The 18553-nt window shown below is 38.1% G+C and carries 17 protein-coding genes and 2 pseudogenes; all 19 read right to left on the bottom strand.

Going from position 1 to position 18553, the window contains the following annotated elements; all coding sequences use genetic code 11:
- Window positions 1-46: 46 nt before the first annotated feature.
- On the bottom strand, window positions 47-844 hold the full coding sequence (locus tag AKG34_RS06610; RefSeq protein ID WP_053348015.1) for a phosphatidate cytidylyltransferase: 798 nt from the start codon (window positions 842-844) through the stop codon (window positions 47-49).
- Between the two features lie 25 nt (window positions 845-869).
- On the bottom strand, window positions 870-1643 hold the full coding sequence (locus AKG34_RS06605) for an undecaprenyl pyrophosphate synthase (protein WP_053345353.1): 774 nt from the start codon (window positions 1641-1643) through the stop codon (window positions 870-872).
- Between the two features lie 394 nt (window positions 1644-2037).
- Window positions 2038-2595, bottom strand: coding sequence for a ribosome recycling factor (frr, locus tag AKG34_RS06600; protein WP_053345352.1), 558 nt, complete (start codon window positions 2593-2595; stop codon window positions 2038-2040).
- 3 nt (window positions 2596-2598) lie between these two features.
- A complete protein-coding gene (gene pyrH / locus AKG34_RS06595; RefSeq protein ID WP_053345351.1) occupies window positions 2599-3321 on the bottom strand; it encodes a UMP kinase in 723 nt (240 codons plus the stop codon).
- A 120-nt stretch (window positions 3322-3441) separates the two neighbouring features.
- The gene (gene tsf / locus AKG34_RS06590) at window positions 3442-4326 is read right to left on the bottom strand and encodes a translation elongation factor Ts (protein WP_053345350.1); all 885 of its coding nucleotides are present in this window, start codon (window positions 4324-4326) and stop codon (window positions 3442-3444) included.
- A 303-nt stretch (window positions 4327-4629) separates the two neighbouring features.
- Entirely contained in the window at window positions 4630-5343 is a 714-nt protein-coding gene (rpsB, locus tag AKG34_RS06585) for a 30S ribosomal protein S2 (protein WP_053345349.1), read from the bottom strand.
- 152 nt (window positions 5344-5495) lie between these two features.
- Window positions 5496-6128, bottom strand: coding sequence for a hypothetical protein (locus tag AKG34_RS06580; protein ID WP_053345348.1), 633 nt, complete (start codon window positions 6126-6128; stop codon window positions 5496-5498).
- A gap of 11 nt (window positions 6129-6139) precedes the next feature.
- Window positions 6140-6463, bottom strand: coding sequence for a hypothetical protein (locus AKG34_RS06575; RefSeq protein ID WP_053345347.1), 324 nt, complete (start codon window positions 6461-6463; stop codon window positions 6140-6142).
- Between the two features lie 415 nt (window positions 6464-6878).
- The gene (locus AKG34_RS06570; protein WP_053345346.1) at window positions 6879-7646 is read right to left on the bottom strand and encodes a FliA/WhiG family RNA polymerase sigma factor; all 768 of its coding nucleotides are present in this window, start codon (window positions 7644-7646) and stop codon (window positions 6879-6881) included.
- A gap of 134 nt (window positions 7647-7780) precedes the next feature.
- A complete protein-coding gene (locus AKG34_RS06565) occupies window positions 7781-8284 on the bottom strand; it encodes a chemotaxis protein CheD (RefSeq protein ID WP_053345345.1) in 504 nt (167 codons plus the stop codon).
- On the bottom strand, window positions 8277-8915 hold the full coding sequence (locus AKG34_RS06560) for a chemotaxis protein CheC (protein WP_053345344.1): 639 nt from the start codon (window positions 8913-8915) through the stop codon (window positions 8277-8279). Before AKG34_RS06560 ends, AKG34_RS06565 begins: the two co-directional genes overlap by 8 nt.
- 4 nt (window positions 8916-8919) lie before the next feature.
- The gene (locus AKG34_RS06555; RefSeq protein ID WP_053345343.1) at window positions 8920-9390 is read right to left on the bottom strand and encodes a chemotaxis protein CheW; all 471 of its coding nucleotides are present in this window, start codon (window positions 9388-9390) and stop codon (window positions 8920-8922) included.
- 152 nt (window positions 9391-9542) lie between these two features.
- The gene (locus AKG34_RS06550) at window positions 9543-11588 is read right to left on the bottom strand and encodes a chemotaxis protein CheA (RefSeq protein WP_053345342.1); all 2046 of its coding nucleotides are present in this window, start codon (window positions 11586-11588) and stop codon (window positions 9543-9545) included.
- Between the two features lie 20 nt (window positions 11589-11608).
- Window positions 11609-12605: pseudogene (cheB, locus tag AKG34_RS06545) on the bottom strand (chemotaxis-specific protein-glutamate methyltransferase CheB).
- A gap of 10 nt (window positions 12606-12615) precedes the next feature.
- Window positions 12616-13482, bottom strand: a complete 867-nt coding sequence (locus AKG34_RS06540; RefSeq protein WP_053345341.1) for a MinD/ParA family protein — start codon at window positions 13480-13482, stop codon at window positions 12616-12618.
- Window positions 13466-14620: pseudogene (gene flhF, locus AKG34_RS06535) on the bottom strand (flagellar biosynthesis protein FlhF). The gene AKG34_RS06540 and the pseudogene flhF overlap by 17 nt, the downstream one beginning before the upstream one ends.
- Complete coding sequence (flhA, locus tag AKG34_RS06530; protein WP_053345340.1) at window positions 14617-16653, bottom strand: flagellar biosynthesis protein FlhA; 2037 nt, start codon at window positions 16651-16653, stop codon at window positions 14617-14619. Before flhA ends, flhF begins: the two are co-directional and overlap by 4 nt.
- A gap of 38 nt (window positions 16654-16691) precedes the next feature.
- Window positions 16692-17771 carry a flagellar biosynthesis protein FlhB gene (gene flhB / locus AKG34_RS06525; protein ID WP_236694996.1) on the bottom strand — a complete coding sequence of 360 codons (1080 nt, stop codon included), beginning with the start codon at window positions 17769-17771 and terminating at the stop codon, window positions 16692-16694.
- Between the two features lie 4 nt (window positions 17772-17775).
- On the bottom strand, window positions 17776-18552 hold the full coding sequence (gene fliR / locus AKG34_RS06520; RefSeq protein WP_053345338.1) for a flagellar biosynthetic protein FliR: 777 nt from the start codon (window positions 18550-18552) through the stop codon (window positions 17776-17778).
- Window position 18553 lies beyond the last annotated feature (1 nt).

Genomic DNA, 18553 nt, shown 5'->3' with positions numbered 1-18553 from the left:
GTTCATCTCCTAATTTATATAACACTTGCCTATGCCTTTATTTGTATTATAATACATGCAATAAATGCAAAATCGGTAAAATAAATATCAGACTATCAAGCCTGTCCAAAATTCCTCCATGACCTGGAAGAAGCTTTCCTGAATCCTTTACCCCATAATGACGTTTATAAGCCGATTGAACGAGATCACCCAATTGGCCGAAAATCGCAATGATTAAAGAAATCAATAGCAATTGTAATAATGTATAGTCGAGGGAAGAGAAAACATAAAATAGCACACCCACTATCAACGCGGAGAATACCCCGCCGAAAAATCCCTCCACCGTTTTATTTGGACTGATTTCAGGCCATAACTTTCTTTTACCTAGTGACTTACCGATAAAGTATGCTCCTGAATCGGTTGCCCAAATCGTAAATAATGCAAGCAAGATATATATCAGACCCAGCCCCAACGAATCACGTGTTTCAAATAGATAGTAGAATCCCATGCCTAGATATAGGATTGTAATCACTAAAAAGCCTGCGTCATCAAAAGTAAAACGATTTTTTGAAACGACTGTATAAAGAAGTAGCAGTAAAACGCCCATTAAGAAAATTTGGACTTTATCGTAATTAATATTGGCTAAAAAAGCGGTATTTTCATTGGGTAGTAAAAGTACCCATAACAAGATATGTGAAAGAATCGCTTCAAAAGAGAGCACACGCATATTTTTCATTTTCATCAGTTCATACAAACCAATGGACGCTAGCAGATAAACCAGCAGTAAAAAGGGAATTCCCCCTAAAATAACTATTGGAATGAAGATAGCGGCAGCAACGACCGCCGTAATAATTCGCTGTTTCATTATTCCATTTTCCTCGCCTTCTACATTAAACGCCACCGAATCTTCGTGAACGCTTTTGATACTCCTCAACTGCCTGCAATAAATGCTCTTCACTAAAATCCGGCCATAGTACATCTGTAAACCATAGCTCTGTATAAGCCGCCTGCCATAGCATGAAATTACTTAAACGGATTTCACCGCTTGTGCGAATCAGTAAATCTGGATCTGACAAATGCTTAGTCATTAAGTAACTTGTAAGTATTTCCTCCGAAACATTTTCCTTTATTATACCATTCTTAGCATCATGAACGATGCTATTCACTGCGGTTACGATTTCTCCGCGGCTTCCGTAGTTTAGAGCAAAGTTTAAAATCATCCCATCATTATTCTTAGTATCTTCCATTGCCCGTTTAACGGCATTTTGAGTATGTGACGGGATGAGAGACAAGTCGCCAATCGTCTCTACTCTTACATTTTCAGAAATAAGCTCAGGTAAAAAGGTCCCGAGGAATTCCTGAGGAAGCTTCATTAAAAAGTCGACTTCACTTTTCGGACGTTTCCAATTTTCAGTGGAGAACGCATAGACGGTTAATGTTTTTACTCCTAATTTATTGGCTACTTTCGTAATTTTACGAACGGTTTTCATTCCTTCATGATGACCGGCCACGCGTGGCAGTGCACGCTTTTTGGCCCAACGGCCGTTTCCATCCATAATAATGGCAATATGTTGAGGAACATCAAACTTCTTAATATGCTGAATCCTATTTGTTACATCGGAAGAAGCATCTTTTTTAACGAAACGCTTCCATAGTGAATACATATGTTAGTCCCCCATTAGGTTGTACTTATCTCTCTACAAAGTTAAAAATATTCGCGCTCTATGTATATCAAGCTTTCTGCGAAAAAGAACAGAATCTTTATTATAATATCAAAAAAAAACTTGTTCTCATATTATTATGAAAAAAATTTCTTAATTAGAAGTCAGAAGGGGAGAAATTATCACTTCTTTTTTCTAAAAACAGTTTATCATTTGCAATGAAAAATACAAAAAAGGACCACCTCCAACGTTTGCATGCAGCTTACTAACTCAAGGCGTAATCATTATCGGAGAAACCTTATTATAACAGTTTTCTCTTTTTAGCACACCTATATGTTAGAACTAAGACATGACCAGTATGGATTCGGCCCTCTTTATTTTATATTTTAAGAAGAGATTATACTTCCAAAATTTCTTTTTCTTTATCTTTCGTAATCTCATCGATTTTCGTGATATTGCCATCAGTCATCTTTTGGATGTCATCAGCATAGCCGCGTAAATCATCTTCAGTGATTTCACCATTTTTTTCAAGTTTTTTCAAATCGTCATTACCATCGCGACGAACATTACGGACTGCTATTTTCGCTTCTTCCGCTTCTTTCTTGACAACCTTCACAAGCTCTTTTCTACGTTCTTCAGTTAACGCAGGAATGGCAATACGGATGATTGATCCATCATTGGAAGGATTTAAACCTAAGTCAGATTTCAAAATCGCTTTTTCAATCTCACCTAAGACGGTTTTGTCATAAGGCTGAATCACTAAAAGTCTAGCTTCCGGTACAGAAATACCAGCAACCTGATTAATCGGGGTTGGAGAACCATAATAATCAATAGATATTCTATCAAGCAACGAGGCATTCGCCCTGCCGGCACGGATGCTGGCTAATTCACGTGTGTAAGCTCCAATGGCTTTTTCCATTTTCGTTTTCGCATTTGAAATAACTTGTTTCGGCATCTTTTATTTCCCCCTTACAATTGTTCCAAGCGTTTCGCCTAAAACCGCTCGTTTAATATTACCTTTTTCCATAATCGAGAAGACAATCAATGGTATATCATTGTCCATGCAAAGTGAGGACGCAGTTGAATCCATTACTTCTAATCCCTCTTTAATCACATCAAGATAAGAAAGTTCATCATACTTCACAGCATTTTTGTCTTTAACCGGGTCAGCATTATAAACGCCATCCACATTATTCTTCGCCATCAAGATAACGTCAGCTTCAATTTCAGCTGCACGCAAGGCGGCAGTAGTATCCGTTGAAAAATAAGGATTACCTGTACCAGCTGCAAAAATTACAACCCTCTTTTTCTCAAGATGTCTGATCGCACGGCGTCTAATGTATGGTTCTGCCACTTGTCTCATCTCAATGGAAGTTTGGACGCGTGTTTCAATTCCAAGTTGATCAAGGCTATCTTGTAAAGCCAATGAGTTCATGACTGTAGCCAACATACCCATATAATCGGCATTAGCACGATCCATGCCCATTTCACTTCCGATTTTCCCGCGCCAAATGTTTCCGCCACCGACAACTACAGCAACTTCTACATCAAGTTCAGCTACTTCTTTCACTTGTTCAGCAATTGATTTAATTACTGCAGGGTTAATTCCAAACCCTTCGTCACCGGCTAATGCTTCGCCACTGAGTTTTAGTACAACACGTTTATATTTAGCGTTACTCATGAAAACCTCCAACTATGTAATCTTTTCGTTCGTTCATCCCGTTATTTGCTAACAAAAGTTCATGACATTTCAAAAAATAGGGAACACTAGAGTGTTCCCTATTCAATCATTTTCTTGCAATTAGTCTTTTTTAACTTGGTTCATTACTTCTTCAGCAAAGTTTTCTTGACGTTTTTCAAGACCTTCGCCTACTTCATAACGAACGAATGATTGGATTTTTCCACCTATAGATTCAACGAATTGTCCAACTTTTTGATCTGGATTTTTAACGAAAGCTTGTTCGTTCACACAGATTTCTTCGTAGAATTTGTTGATACGTCCTTCAACCATTTTCGCAACGATTTTTTCTGGTTTACCTTCATTAAGAGCTTGTTGTGTAAGAACTTCACGTTCGCGGTCTAATTCACTTGCATCCACTTGGTCACGTGAAATATATTTCGGGTTAATTGCAGCGATATGCATTGAAACGCCTTTAGCAGCCTCTGCATCAGTTGTACCCTCAAGAACAGAAAGCACACTGATACGTCCACCCATGTGAAGGTATGCGCCAAATGCGTCATTATCTGTTTTTGTAACAACTTGGAAACGACGTAGAGTTAATTTTTCACCAATTTTAGCAACTGCCGCATTGATATGATCTGCAACTTTTGCTCCATTTTCCATTGTTTGCTCAAGAGCAATTTCAACGCTTTCAGGTTTGTTAGCAAGAAGGAATGCAGCCAATTCTTTAACAAGAGCTTGGAAGCCTTCGTTTTTAGCAACAAAATCTGTTTCTGAGTTCACTTCAAGGATAACTGCTTGGTTTCCTTCAACAACGATAGAAGTTAAACCTTCAGCAGCGATACGGTCTCCTTTATTAGCAGCTTTCGCAATTCCTTTTTCACGTAGGAAATCGATTGCTTTTTCCATATCACCTTCAGTTTGTACTAGCGCCTTTTTACAGTCCATCATGCCGGCACCAGTTTTTTCACGCAATTCTTTAACTAATTGTGCAGTGATTGCCATAATATTTATCCTCCTCAAATTAAATGCAGTTTATTCAGTCTTTACCCATTTTGCCAGATAATACTTGTTTTTATCAATAAAAACAACAAATTATAGCAAAATTCTCAAAAAACCATCAGCCGGTCAGTCTTATGGACAAAACCCTGATGTCATATTATCTTCATTCCCTGAAAATCAACCGTAACGTTTTTTAAAAATCCGCACGGGATTTATGTATGCTTATTTAGTGCAAAAAAAAGGGATAAAAGGCATTATCCTCTTATCACCTTTTTTTCTTACTAATTAAGCAACCTTTTTTGCCTATTAAGCAGTTGTTGTTTCAGTTGCTGTTTCTTCGCCTTGTTTAGCTTCTAAGATAGCATCTGCCATTTTACCTGTTAATAATTTAACAGCACGGATTGCATCGTCATTCGCAGGAATAACTACATCGATTTCATCCGGATCACAGTTTGTATCAACGATACCAACAAGTGGAATGTGTAATTTGTGTGCTTCCGCAACAGCAATACGCTCTTTGCGAGGGTCGATAACGAAGATCGCATCTGGAAGAGTCTTCATATCTTTAATACCGCCTAAGAATTTCTCTAAGCGATCCCATTCTTTTTTAAGTTGGATAACTTCTTTTTTAGGAAGTACTTCGAAAGTTCCGTTTTCTTCCATTTTTTCGATATCTTTAAGACGAGTAATACGTTTTTGGATTGTTTCAAAGTTTGTTAAAGTTCCACCTAACCAGCGTTGGTTTACATAGTACATACCAGAACGGATAGCTTCTTCTTTAACAGATTCTTGAGCTTGTTTTTTAGTACCAACGAAAAGAACAGTTCCACCGTTAGCAGCTAGTTCTTTAACGAAGTTATAAGCTTCCTCAACCTTTTTAACTGTTTTTTGAAGGTCGATGATGTAGATGCCGTTACGCTCAGTGAAGATATATTTCTTCATTTTCGGGTTCCAGCGACGTGTTTGGTGTCCGAAATGCACACCAGCTTCAAGCAATTGTTTCATAGAAATGACTGACATTTTAGTTCCTCCTAAATGGTTTTGTTTTTCCTCCGCTCCGATCATTTTCATACAGAAACTGTCTAAACAGCACCATCTGCTAGAATCACGGGGCGTGTGTATTAACACCATTTCATAATATATCATAATGATACGACACTATCAAGCAAAAATTATCTATTCATGTGAAACTTTAATAAAAGTTCAATTTCTGTTTTGCCGCGATTTAATTTTTTTGCGATTTTTTCTATAGAATGGCCTTGATCCGCTAAATATTCTACTTGTTCATTTAATGATAATTCATTTAATCCAACCTGTAACATGCCTGAAAATTCTTTTTCATACTCCTGGTTGGACAGAGAAGGGGCTTCTGAAGAAAGGTCCAATCTATCTTCCGATTTTAAGGGAAATCTATGCTCCTCATTATCTTCTGGCTTTTTGTTATAGGCTTCGGCAGCTTGCTTTTTTGTTCCCATATGCCGCCCTTCTTTGTAATCGGGCAACATTTTTTTCTCTCGCTTGATTTCGTTATCTCTCGTGGAATTCTTCACTACCGCACGTTCTTGTTCTTCATGCTCACCCTTGGGTTTTAATGCAACTGAATTCGTAAAAGTCTTTACCAACGTCTCGTTATCTTCCTTCATTTCCATTAAATAACCAGACAAAAGTTCTTCCATCTCACTTATGATGGCTTTTTGGTCTTTTTCAAGCTTAGTTAAACGATTTTGACGGAGATATAAAACGACAACGGCGAAAATGGTGAGCATGTTTAAAAGAAACAGTAGAAACATAAAAATCACTAACATGGTGCCTCCCCTTAACCCGAATAGTCAATCCTGATTCCTTTATACGGATGAGAATCTTTTTTCACTGTTGTTATTGTTTTTTTCTTATTTTCTTTCTGCCTATCTTTTTTAAGAAACTGCCATTTATCGGCATTCCCTTCTTTTTCATAAAAATGAGCGGGAAGCTTTTGTTCTTCACTAACTACAGTCTTTAGTTTCCGTTCTTGATTCTTTCGAACTTGATGGGCAGCATGATCTTGTTGGATTAAATTTTTTTGTTGATTTTGCTCTTGGATTTTCCCTGCATCTTGGGTTCTCGAAAGAGCAATTTGCATCTCGATCGCGTTAAAACTCATGACAACCCACCCCTTTCTATAAAAACGGCATTTACAGTACTCTTTCTGACCCTACAACTCAAAATACTGAACAAGGAACTAGCCAGTATTATCGTCATCGTAACCAATTAAGTTGGATGGACCTGAAATGGGCAGTGGATTTTTTTGTTGGCGATTTGAAGAGTATTGCTGGTTTACTCTACTATTGGGAGGCAAAACACAACTCAATCTACCCTTTCAGGCACCAATATAGAATATTATGTAATTTATATACCTTTTACAGGGTCTATTTTCGAACACATGACGATTTAACCTGGGTGATATTGCTCAAGAGAACTCCATGGGAATAGTTTTCCAGACAATTTATTATGCACTTAGGTAACAGCATGATATGAAACCCAGCCTCCATGCCCCTTTACCCTCTCTATATTACTGCTTAATTCTTTTTATCCTGCATTGCGTTTCTTAGTTTATATATCGTCTTAGAATGGATCTGAGAAATCCGCGACGTAGATAGGCTCATTACTTGTCCAATTTCGGTTAAAGTAAGCTCTTCTTTATAAAAAAGTTGTAAAACCAACTGTTCCTTTTCATTAAGTGTTTCTATAACTTTGGCTAGTTCCACATACAGTTCGTTCCTTAACAGATGTTCCTCAGGTAGATTTGCTTTTTCATCTTTAATATGAAAGTTTGTGCCTTCTTTATCATCTTGCTCTTGAGGATTCTCATCCATTGATAAAACGTTGGCAAAGAAATTTTCATTTAATGCAGCATATACATCATCTTCCGGAATATTTAATTCAGATGCAATTTCATTTGGCGAAAGATTCCTCATGTATTTCTGCTCTAATTTTTCGATCGCAGACTCAATTTTCTTGGCTTTATCTCTAGCACTTCGCGGGAGCCAATCTTCTTTCCTTAATCCATCTAGTATCGCGCCACGAATTCGAAATGAAGCATATGTGTCAAATTTCAGATCACGTTTTGGATCAAAACGTTCTAGGGCATTGAATAACCCCATCATCCCCAAACTCCTTATATCATCACGGCTCACATTTTTAGGCAGGCTCACTGAAATGCGTTGGACATGATAAGATACAAGTGGGATATATTTCTTAACCAAATTGTCCCCTGCTTGTTGATCTCTGCAGTCAATCCAATTTTTCCAGCATAACTGTTCCTCTCCGATAGTCAGATTAGACATAGGACTTCCTCCTAACATTGTATACATTTTGTAATCAAAACGGCCAACGAGGCTCTAGATGCAACAATATTTTGATTGCAAGTGTTCCTGTCATTTTCAAGTTGCACTTTTTTCTGACAAGTCGTAATCCCTTATTATATGTTTTTTGTCCCTTTATTCACGGTCCGGATATTTAACATACAATCTTTCGAATTAAATTCTATTGTTCTACCGCTATTCCCACCCACATCTTCAGCAACAACATGGATGTGCAAGTCTGCTAATTCTTTCCGGACGGCTTCCACATTTCTGGGCCCTATTCTCATGAAATCCCCTCTAGAGGCAAATTGAAATATTTGTGCCCCGCCAGCCATCTTCGCTTTTAAAAAAATCAATCTTGCCCCTTCTTTTACTAAGCGCTGCACTAATTCCTTAACCGCCGTATCTGCAAATTTGGCAACGTTAATATGTCCCGATTTAGCGAGTGAAGAGTCAGGCAACATGACGTGAGCCAAACCGGCAATCTCTTTTTTTTCATCATAAATCACAACTCCAACACATGATCCTAGACCTGAAGTACGGATCGAATAGGGAGGTTTTACAATATTCATATCTGCAATGCCGACTTTTACAACCTTGACCTGTAATAATTCAGTCATTTGTTGTCACTCCTAAAGAGGAGAAAATGATATCAAAAGATTCAGGGTCGGGTAACAGAAAGAAATGTCCGTCGATAGACTCCGCAAATAGCTGATCCTTTTCAAGTACAGTATCAATGACAATGGCCGTGTCACTTACTTGTGACAATTCCAATAATCCATAACTGATTGTTGCTCCTACCATGTCGATACTTAATGACGGAACAGATGGATATAAATTCAATTGGGTGAAATCTGATAGAGAAGTTAGATAGGATCCCGATAATATATTCCCTAATTCCTGAAGGCAAGAAAGCGCCAAATCAGTATATGGCGTGGAATCTATTGAAAAGGTTTCATCTCCTGTCATCTGTTGAATGAAGTATTCAGCCACAGGTAGAGAAAGGATGAAAAACATACTACCGGATGCATCGCCTACTATTCGCAAGAAAATGCTAGCAACAACTTGTTCAGCCCCACCAGCCATTTCCATCATTTCATCAAAGGAAACCACTCGGACATTAGGAACAATCATATCAATTTTCCTATTAAGAATTGCCGAAAGTGCAGTGGCTGCGTGCCCTGCGCCAATATTGCCAATTTCCTTCAAGATATCGAGCTGAAGGGGAATAATTTTCTCAATAAACGACATATGATTATCCTTCTTTTCTCATATTTTCATTTACTTCAAGACTTAAAGCCTTTTCCAAATTAATTAACACGAGCAGTCGTTTTTCAATTTTAGCCACGCCGCTAATGTATTCTGACGCCGAATGACCAACAACTTCCGGCTGCGGTTCGATACTATCCACTGGAATATCCAATACATCATTGGCAGAGTCTACTATTAACCCCACTTCCATATCATCTAAAATGACAACGATAATCCTTGTAGAGTCGTTGTATTCTAACTCTTCAAGACCAAAACGGACCCGTAAATCAATAATTGGGGTAATTACACCCCTTAGATTTATGACTCCCTTAACAAGCTGAACAGCCTTAGGAACTCTTGTTATATGCAAGAGTTTTTCAATTCCACTAACTTTATCTACTGGAATGGCATATTCTTTATCTTTAATTTGAAATACAATTACTTTCATATCTTGAACGAGATTTGTAGTCGACATCTATTCTCCTCCTCTTATTAAATTTATGATGATAGCAGAGAGTAGCCTTCACGACGCCTGAATGCGAACAACCACTTAAATCAGAACTCATCCGCCCATTGCATAACCACGGTTAAATCCTGCTGACCGTTTCCTCTCTATTTCTCTATCGGTCAATGAATCAATGTGTTGCAATCAATGATCAAAGCAACTTGACCATCACCTAATATCGTTGCCCCAGATATCGCAAAAGCAGATGTTAAATAATTACCAAGAGATTTCAAGACGATTTCGAGTTGTCCAATAAATGAATCCACAACTAATCCTGCCAATTTATCGCCTTTTCTGACAATAACCACAGAAAGAAATCCCTCTTTTTCCTGATGCACAGGCACTTCAAAAATTTCCTTCAGGAACAGGAGCGGTAGAACTTTCCCCCTGAAGTCAATAACTTGTTGATTATGAGCATTCATGATATCTTCTTTTTTTATAATCGCAGTCTCTATAATAGAAGAAAGTGGAATAGCATATTTTTCCTTTTGGATTTCAACCAGCATTACAGAAATTATCGATAATGTAAGGGGAAGTTGAATAAGGAATATAGATCCTTCGTTCTCTTTGGAATCTATCGTTACAGACCCACCCAATGACTCGATCGTATTTTTAACCACATCCAGCCCTACACCTCGTCCTGATACAGCTGAAATGGTTTCAGCTGTTGAGAACCCTGAAGCAAAAATTAATTCATAGATTTGCTTATCTGTTAAAGTAGCAGCAGCTTCCTTTGTCAAAATCCCATTGGAAAAGGCCTTGTTTAAGACAAGATCTTTATTTATTCCCGCTCCATCATCGTCAATTTCAATAAAAACATGGTTGCCGCTGTGATACGCCTTTAAAAGGATTTTCCCTTCTTCATTCTTCCCTTTCGCTAGACGTTCTTCAGGTGTTTCAATTCCATGATCCATTGCATTTCTTAATAAATGGACAAGTGGATCACCAATTTCATCTATAACTGTACGATCAAGTTCTGTTTCAGCTCCGATGATTTCCAAATCTACTTTCTTATTCAAATCCCTTGCTAATTGACGAACCATTTTAGGGAAACGATTGAATACAGTTTCTACAGGAACCATCCGTATATTCAACACAATTGTTTGCAAATCGCTGGTTATCCGGGACATTCTTTCAACTGTTTCATGCAGTTCCTGGTTATCCAAATCGCTTGAAATTTGATCGAGTCTACCTCTATCAATCACAAGTTCCTCAAATAAATTCATTAATATATCAAGCCGCTCGATATTTACCCGAATAGTCTTACTTGAGGCCGGCTTAACAGGTGCCTGCTTCTTAGTCTCCTTATTCTCACTTAAAAGCAAAGCGTTCCTTTCTTGGGCCTGGTTATCCACTGCAGCTTTTTTTTCCTCTTTAGCATTGGCAGTGTGTCGTAGATCGTCAAGATTAAGAGTGTTTATGCCAACTTTTTCCACTTCAGAAATCTTCATGATTTTTTTATGAAGCTCTTCACTCGATTCTTTTGTTACCACCGTAAATGTAAACTTCCGATCAAACTGCTCTTCTTCCAAAAGTTCAACCGGTGGATTGGACTTGATTACTTCACATGATTTTTCAAGAACCTCATATACCATAAATACCCTTGCTGCTTTTAAAAGACAGTCTTCACGCAAATCTATCGAAATTTCATAACTGTCGAATCCTTGTTCTTTGGACTGCTGCAGGACTGTCAATTCAAATTCATCGTACTCACCACTTGTCACTTCTTCCTTTTCATGAACCGTAGATGCAGCTGCAGTCTCTGCGATAGAAGAGAAAACAGGCGACTCCCCTTTTTCAATCAATTGCAGCTGATAAACAACATTCTTCACATCTCTTTTTCCATCGCCACCTTCAGCAATAGACATAACAATTGCTTCTAAATCATCAACGGCTAAAAATATCACATCAAACAATTCAGGGGTAAGAATAATTTGGCTGTTTCGAATCGCATCCAACACATTTTCCATTTTGTGGGTCAAGTTCGCTAAATCCTCATACCCCATGGTGACCGACATCCCTTTTAAAGTATGAGCGGAACGAAAGATTTCGTTAACAATTGAAAGGTCTTCCGGGTTTTTCTCAAGTACCAACAGCTGTTCACTGCACGTTTGAAGATGTTCTTTACTTTCTTCAATAAATACCTCTAGATACTGATTCATATCCATACAATCTCCACCTCCACGAGTTAACAATAGCTAATTATTGCGTTAGCTATTGTTTCTACATCCTCTATGCTATCTATCAAGTTGGTAGCAATCGCCGCTTTCGGCATTCCAAAAACGATTGATGTCTTCTGTGACTCTGCAATCGCTTTTAAAGGACCCGTTTGATTCAACTTAATAATCCCACTTGAACCATCCATCCCCATCCCGGTCATGATGACAGCTATTTTCGCAAAATCAGTAATTTCACTTACTGATTCAAACAGCACATCTACTGAAGGGCGGTGTCCGCTACGCAGTTCGGATTGATCCAAAAGTATTGCAATGCTCATCCCAACTTTTCTCACTTTCAGGTGAAAACCTCCAGGGGCAATATAAGCAACTCCTTTTTGGATCAGTTCCCCATCCTCTGCTTCCTTCACTTGAATCCTACATAATGAATTTAGACGGTCAGCCAAGGATTTTGTAAAACCAGAGGGCATATGCTGGACAACAAGAATAGGTGCATCAATTGTTTCTGGGAGTCCCGTCAATACTGTCTGAAGAGCCCTTGGGCCTCCTGTCGATGTACCAATGACTATAATTTTTTTATTCCAATAGAACCATTTATTTTTGTTTTTTTCGTTTCCCAACATTTCTCTTGTATCTTTTTCACTATATTTTCTCCAAAACGATGGATTTCCCTCAATATTTATTGCATTTTTTTGTAGTTTGTGACCATTCTCACGGCTGGCTGCCATAACTTTTTCAAACCCGTTCTTTCTTAATTTTGTACAAATCCAGTGAAATGGCACCTAATGGTTTAGCCACAAAGTCAAAGGCTCTACTGTACATAGAAGCAAAGGTATTTTCCATTCCTTCTTTCATCGTACTTGAAAACATAATTTCAGCAGTAGGACATTCATCCATAATCCGATTTAATGCTTCACTTCCATTCATAACCTGCATCTCTACATCTAAGGTGCCGAACTTTCTTAAATCTGCAGAATCATCCACAATCAGCACTTTAACTTTATCCATGTAAGGAGACCTACTTTCCAAGAAGATATCTCTTCATATTGCTAAGGAAGTTGCTTTTTTGTAAATTCAATTCTCCACCAAATGAATGGCTTGTATATCTCGATGCAATATCCATAAGAGCTTTAGATACATTAGCTTCAGAATCAAAAAGGATAAAGGGTATTTGTCTTGAAACAGCTTTGGAAACAGTTCTTTCGTCCGGCAGGTAACCAAGTGCTACACTTTCCAGACCCAAAAATTTCTTAAGTGCATTTTGAAGCCGGATAATCGTTTCTTTGCCTTCCTTATTTGTGAAAACCCTATTACAAACCAGAAAATATGGAATTTCTTTTTTGACGGAATGTATGTATTTCATTGTAGAATAGGCATCCATTACGGAAGTCGGTTCAGGCGTAGTAATAACGATTAACTCATCAACACATAACAGAAATTTTGCCGAGTCTTGAGTTATACCTGCCCCCATATCAAACAAAATATAATCATAATCCGTCAACAGCAAACTAAATTCTTCATTAAACCGCATAAACTTGTTTTCATCGAGGGAAAAGAGGCTTGTCAGCCCTGTTCCACCCGTAATGATTGAAATACTCTCTGGGCCTGCCGTCATAATATCTATCAAGCTACGACCACTTTCAAAGAAATCAACGATACTGTAAGATGAATGTTCACCAATCAAAATATCTATATTTCCCATCCCAATATCCATATCGAACAACAGGACCTTTTTTCCTTGTTTGGATAAAGCGAGGGAAAAGTTCAAAGAAAAGTTAGATTTTCCGACTCCACCTTTACCACTTAAAATGGCAAGAGTTTTAGCCGGTGATTGATTTTGGTGGGTTTCCAGTCTTCTTCGTAAGTTCTCAGCTTGATCTTTCATATTTTTTAGCCCCAAAAGCCGTTTTCAATAGCTGTGATGATGTAGCTTTTTCTATATCATCTGGTACATTCTGTCCATTTGTAATATAAGCGGCTCCTAGTTTATGAGCGTGTATAAAATTAAATATAGCCCCGAAAGTTGATGTCTCGTCAGCTTTTGTAAAAATGATCTGTTTAATTGGTATGCTAGCAAACTACCGATAAATATCTTCCATATCCTTTTGCTTCGAAGTTAATGACAAAACTAAATATGTTTCCATCTCATCTGTAAAATCAATAATTTCACTAAGGTCTTTAACATACTGTGGATTGCGAAAATTCCTTCCAGCAGTATCTATAAATACAAAGTCATAATGAGAAAACCGTTCCGTTGCTTTTTTAAAATCTTCCAAATTATACGCTACTTCAATCGGAACATTTAAAATCTTTGCATACATCTTAAGCTGATCTATTGCTGCAATCCTGTATGTATCTGTCGTAATGAAAGCCACTTTTTTACCATGCCTAAGCATGGTCTCTGCTGCTACTTTAGCGAGGGTGGTTGTCTTACCAACTCCTGTTGGTCCAACAATATTAATATATTTTTTTTGCAGACCGGGTTTCCCGTTTTGAACCTTCTCCAATATTTCAAATAAGGCTTCTTCTAACCAACCTTGTACTTCTTCATCAGTGGATTGTTGTTTGAGAGCAAACCATTTTCCAAGTAATTCATCCATGATTTGTGAGCGTAGCTGTACATCCACTTCCTGCTCTGTGAGATAATCATTGATTTTCTGCAGTTTTCCCGGATAGTGTCTATCAGATGTGATTTGTATAGTTTTAATCATATCTTTTAAACCTTCTAATTCTTTTATAAGACCCGTACTTTCATTGTTACCTTCCTGTGTAACAGTGCTATTACTCGATATTTCTTGTTTCACAGGCAACTTCTTCGTTTTTTGTTTAGTTACCATTTGGTTGGGCTGTGAAACTGGATCGATGGCTGCAATGACTTCGATATTCCTTTTTTTGAATAATCCTAGGAAACCACCAATGTAGACAGCTTTTGAACTTAAAATAATCGCATCACTGCCTAATTCTTCTCTTATTCGCTTCATAGCTTCGGCCATTGATGGTGCCATATATTTCTTTACTTTCAATCGATATTCACCACCCCTACACTTTGTACTTCTACATTCGATTCGAGTTCATTGTATGAAAGAATCGGTACATTAGGAAAATAACGTTCTGTTAACTGCCGGGTATACATCCGTACTGCTGAAGAACAAAGTAGGATTGGTTGATGTTCCATTAACGTCAGCTCATCCAATTTGGCCGCAATTGCCTCCAATATGGACTGAGATATATTTGGATCTAGTGATAAAAAGTTTCCATGTTCAGTTTGTTGTACTCCATCTGCTATGGTTTTTTCTACTTTTCCCGATAACGTGATGACTTTTATTCGATTTTCTTCTACGATAAAGGAATTAGTAATCTGCCTGGCTAAATTCTGCCGTACATATTCAGTAAGCAAATCTGTATCCGTCGACAACTTACCATAATCAGCAAGTGTTTCGAAAATGATTGATAAGTTCCTTATAGAAACTTTTTCCTTTAACAATTTTGCCAATACCTTTTGTACATCACCTATCGACAAGGGATTCGGGGTGACCTCTTCTACAAGAATTGGTGATGATTCACCAAGATAATCGATCAATTGTTTCGTTTCCTGCCTGCCCAAAAGCTCATGAGCATTCGCTTTTATGACTTCCGTTAAATGTGTGGATACAACACTTGGAGGATCTACAACTGTATAGCCCATCATCTCTGCATGCTCTTTCATATCATCCGTAATCCATTTAGCTGGTAGACCAAATGAAGGTTCTATCGTATCGATTCCTTCTATTGATTCATCTTCTATTCCTGGACTCATTGCCAAAAAGTGATTCAGAAGCAATTCCCCTTTTGCAATTTCATTTCCCTTAATTTTTAGCCGATACTCATTAGGGTTCAACTGGATATTATCTCGTATTCTGACGACTGGAATGACAAGTCCCATTTCAATTGCCAGTTGCCGGCGGATCATGACGACACGGTCTAGTAAGTCTCCCCCTTGATTGGCATCAGCAAGTGGAATTAGTCCATACCCAAACTCGAATTCGATTGGATCGACACTCAAAAGGTTAACGACACTTTCTGGACTCTTCATTTCATCTGTTTCCAACACTTCTTCCATTTCCTGTATTTCACTTTCATTCGGCTGTGGTATCCTAGTAATCGTATACCCTCCTATGACTAATAACGCTGCAATTGGAAACGTAAATATATCTGAAATTGGCGTGAATAAACCTAGCAAAAAAATTGTTGCTGCAGTCAAGTAAAGCATCTTTGGAAATTGAAATAACTGTTCAACAATATCTGATCCAAGATTACCATTCGAGGCTGCCCGGGTTACGACTATTCCTGTTGCTGTTGAAATCAATAAGGCAGGCACTTGACTGACAATTCCATCTCCAACTGATAACATGGAAAAATGTACAGCAGATTCTCCAAAACTCATATCCAATTGCATGACACCAATAATCATTCCAAAAATCAAATTGATGATGACAATGATAATACCGGCGATGGCGTCTCCTTTAACAAACTTACTCGCTCCGTCCATGGATCCATAAAAGTCAGCTTCATTGCTGATTTTTTCTCGTCTGGTACGTGCATCATTTTCTGAAATCATCCCAGCATTCAAATCAGCATCAATGGCCATCTGTTTCCCAGGCATCGCATCTAGCGTAAACCTTGCTGCCACTTCTGACACCCGTTCAGAACCTTTCGTGATGACGATGAAATTGATGATAACCAAAATGATAAATACAACTAAACCTACAAGCACGTTCCCTCCGACTACAAACGAGCCAAAGGTTTCGACTACACCGCCAGCATCACCATAGGTCAAAATGGCACGTGTCGTCGACACATTCAACCCCAGCCTGAATAATGTCAGTAAAAGGAGCAAGGAAGGAAATATTGAAAATTCCAAAGGCTCTTTCATATTCATCGTAGTCAATAGAACCAACAGCGCAAGAGATATATTTAAAAGAAGTAAAATACTTAACAACCATGTTGGTAATGGAATGACCAACATAGCAACAATCATGATGACGCTCGATATGACAACTAAATCTCTTGCTCGCATGTTCTTCTCTCCTAACTAGCGGGTCACATTTAACTTCTTTACAGCTTACCTTTCGTTTTATAAACAAAGGCAAGTATTTCAGCAACTGCCTTAAAAAATTCCTCAGGAATCGCCTGGCCTATTTCAGCTTGATCATATAAAGACCTTGCCAAAGGACGGTTTTCCACCATGATCACATCGTTTTCTTTAGCAATATATTTAATTTTCTGAGCTACAAAATCAACGCCTTTTGCTACTACAAACGGAGCCTCCGCCTTATTTTCATCATATTTTAAAGCAATCGCAAAATGCGTCGGGTTTGTGATGACGACATCAGCATTTGGCACTTCCTGCATCATTCTCTGCGCTGCCATCTGCCTTTGCTTTTGCTTAATCTTTGATTTAATTAACGGGTCACCCTCAGAATTTTTATATTCATCCTTAATATCCTGTTTGGACATCCGGATGTTTTTTTCAAAGTCATATTTTTGATACAAATAGTCTAATAGAGCAATGAACAATAAAGCCACGGCAGCATAATACCCTACCTTTATCGTAATATCTGCCAATGTTGCCATTGCTTCTTCCACAGAAATCTGGGATAAAATCATAATCTCGTCCATACGCTGCCAAAGTACATAAAAGGCAACTAAACCTACAAATGATATTTTAAGAATGGATTTCAATAATTCAACAATGGCCCTCAAGGAAAAAATACGTTTGAATCCTTTAATAGGATCCAATTTTTCAAGTTTAAACTGAATTGACTCAGTAGAAAACATAAACCCAATTTGCATCACATTAGCCAAAATTCCTGCAATCACCGCTGCTGCAAAAACAGGACCGAGGACAAGCCCCATCTCCTTCAAAACCTCTATCATGGTAATTTGTATATTTTCCTCACTGAATCCTGCAATCGTAAAGTGTTGCAGATATTCTTTCATGAGACCGAGAAGATGATTGTACATATAAGGTCCCATCATCAATAGCACCGAAAACACAGCAATTAAATTCACAGAGGTATTTACATCCTGACTTTTAGCTACCTGTCCTTTTTTCTTCGAATCCTGACGTTTTTTTGGAGTCGCCTTTTCCGTCTTTTCACCAGCGAAAAACTGTAAATCCAGCTGAATCCACACCATGTTATACGCCTCCGATCAGCTGCATTAACTGACGCATCGTCACAAGTAAGAAATTAAAAAGTTGGGTAACAACCGTCATCATCATCCCCATGACTATCACTATAACCGCTAAACCTGCTATAATTTTCACTGGAATTCCGACAACAAATACATTTAATTGGGGAACTGTCCTTGCCAGAATGCCAAGCGTGACATCCACTAAAAAAATGCTGCCCACTACTGGAATTGACATTTGAAACGCAATCATGAATGTCTTACTAAATGCTTTGGCCAAGTACTCTATTAATGCCTGGTCCCCAAAGGGCACAAATAATTGATCAATCGGGATGAACTGATAGCTATAAAAAATTCCATCCAAAAGCAAATGATGACCGTTTGTACTTAAAAGAAATAATAAGGCAATCGTATATAGATATTGTCCCATTAATGGACTTTGAGCCCCTGTTTGCGGATCGATGACATTGGCAATTGAAAAACCCATTTGAAAGTCAATTAACCCACCTGCAACTTGAACCGCTGATAAAATCATATAGGCAGCAAACCCGATGAAAAGCCCTACAAATGCTTCCTTTATGATTAATAAATAAAATGTGACATCCAAAGCTAGAACCGGCGCTTCAATGGTATAGTACATAATCCAAGCAAGGAAAATCCCAAGTCCGATTCGATGCTGTATCGGTATAGATCGAAACGAAAAAATCGGCATTGCCACGAAAAAGGTTGTAACCCTGACCACTATTAATAAAAATGCAGGAAAGTACGGAAATATATCCTCCATT

Origin of the sequence: Peribacillus butanolivorans, assembly GCF_001273755.1 — a bacterium.
Taxonomy (GTDB): Bacteria; Bacillota; Bacilli; order Bacillales; family DSM-1321; genus Peribacillus; species Peribacillus butanolivorans.
Note: the sequence above shows the minus strand (reverse complement) of the source record. Positions and strands in the feature narration are given on the sequence as shown.

Excerpts from the sequence above, each read along its gene's own strand:
- AKG34_RS06610 (WP_053348015.1), bottom strand. The coding sequence starts at position 844 with ATGAAACAGCGAATTATTACGGCGGTCGTTGCTGCCGCTATCTTCATT.
- AKG34_RS06605 (WP_053345353.1), bottom strand. The coding sequence starts at position 1,643 with ATGTATTCACTATGGAAGCGTTTCGTTAAAAAAGATGCTTCTTCCGAT.
- frr (WP_053345352.1), bottom strand. The coding sequence starts at position 2,595 with ATGCCGAAACAAGTTATTTCAAATGCGAAAACGAAAATGGAAAAAGCC.
- pyrH (WP_053345351.1), bottom strand. The coding sequence starts at position 3,321 with ATGAGTAACGCTAAATATAAACGTGTTGTACTAAAACTCAGTGGCGAA.
- tsf (WP_053345350.1), bottom strand. The coding sequence starts at position 4,326 with ATGGCAATCACTGCACAATTAGTTAAAGAATTGCGTGAAAAAACTGGT.
- rpsB (WP_053345349.1), bottom strand. The coding sequence starts at position 5,343 with ATGTCAGTCATTTCTATGAAACAATTGCTTGAAGCTGGTGTGCATTTC.
- AKG34_RS06580 (WP_053345348.1), bottom strand. The coding sequence starts at position 6,128 with ATGTTAGTGATTTTTATGTTTCTACTGTTTCTTTTAAACATGCTCACC.
- AKG34_RS06575 (WP_053345347.1), bottom strand. The coding sequence starts at position 6,463 with ATGAGTTTTAACGCGATCGAGATGCAAATTGCTCTTTCGAGAACCCAA.
- AKG34_RS06570 (WP_053345346.1), bottom strand. The coding sequence starts at position 7,646 with ATGTCTAATCTGACTATCGGAGAGGAACAGTTATGCTGGAAAAATTGG.
- AKG34_RS06565 (WP_053345345.1), bottom strand. The coding sequence starts at position 8,284 with ATGACTGAATTATTACAGGTCAAGGTTGTAAAAGTCGGCATTGCAGAT.
- AKG34_RS06560 (WP_053345344.1), bottom strand. The coding sequence starts at position 8,915 with ATGTCGTTTATTGAGAAAATTATTCCCCTTCAGCTCGATATCTTGAAG.
- AKG34_RS06555 (WP_053345343.1), bottom strand. The coding sequence starts at position 9,390 with ATGTCGACTACAAATCTCGTTCAAGATATGAAAGTAATTGTATTTCAA.
- AKG34_RS06550 (WP_053345342.1), bottom strand. The coding sequence starts at position 11,588 with ATGGATATGAATCAGTATCTAGAGGTATTTATTGAAGAAAGTAAAGAA.
- AKG34_RS06540 (WP_053345341.1), bottom strand. The coding sequence starts at position 13,482 with ATGAAAGATCAAGCTGAGAACTTACGAAGAAGACTGGAAACCCACCAA.
- flhA (WP_053345340.1), bottom strand. The coding sequence starts at position 16,653 with ATGCGAGCAAGAGATTTAGTTGTCATATCGAGCGTCATCATGATTGTT.
- fliR (WP_053345338.1), bottom strand. The coding sequence starts at position 18,552 with ATGGAGGATATATTTCCGTACTTTCCTGCATTTTTATTAATAGTGGTC.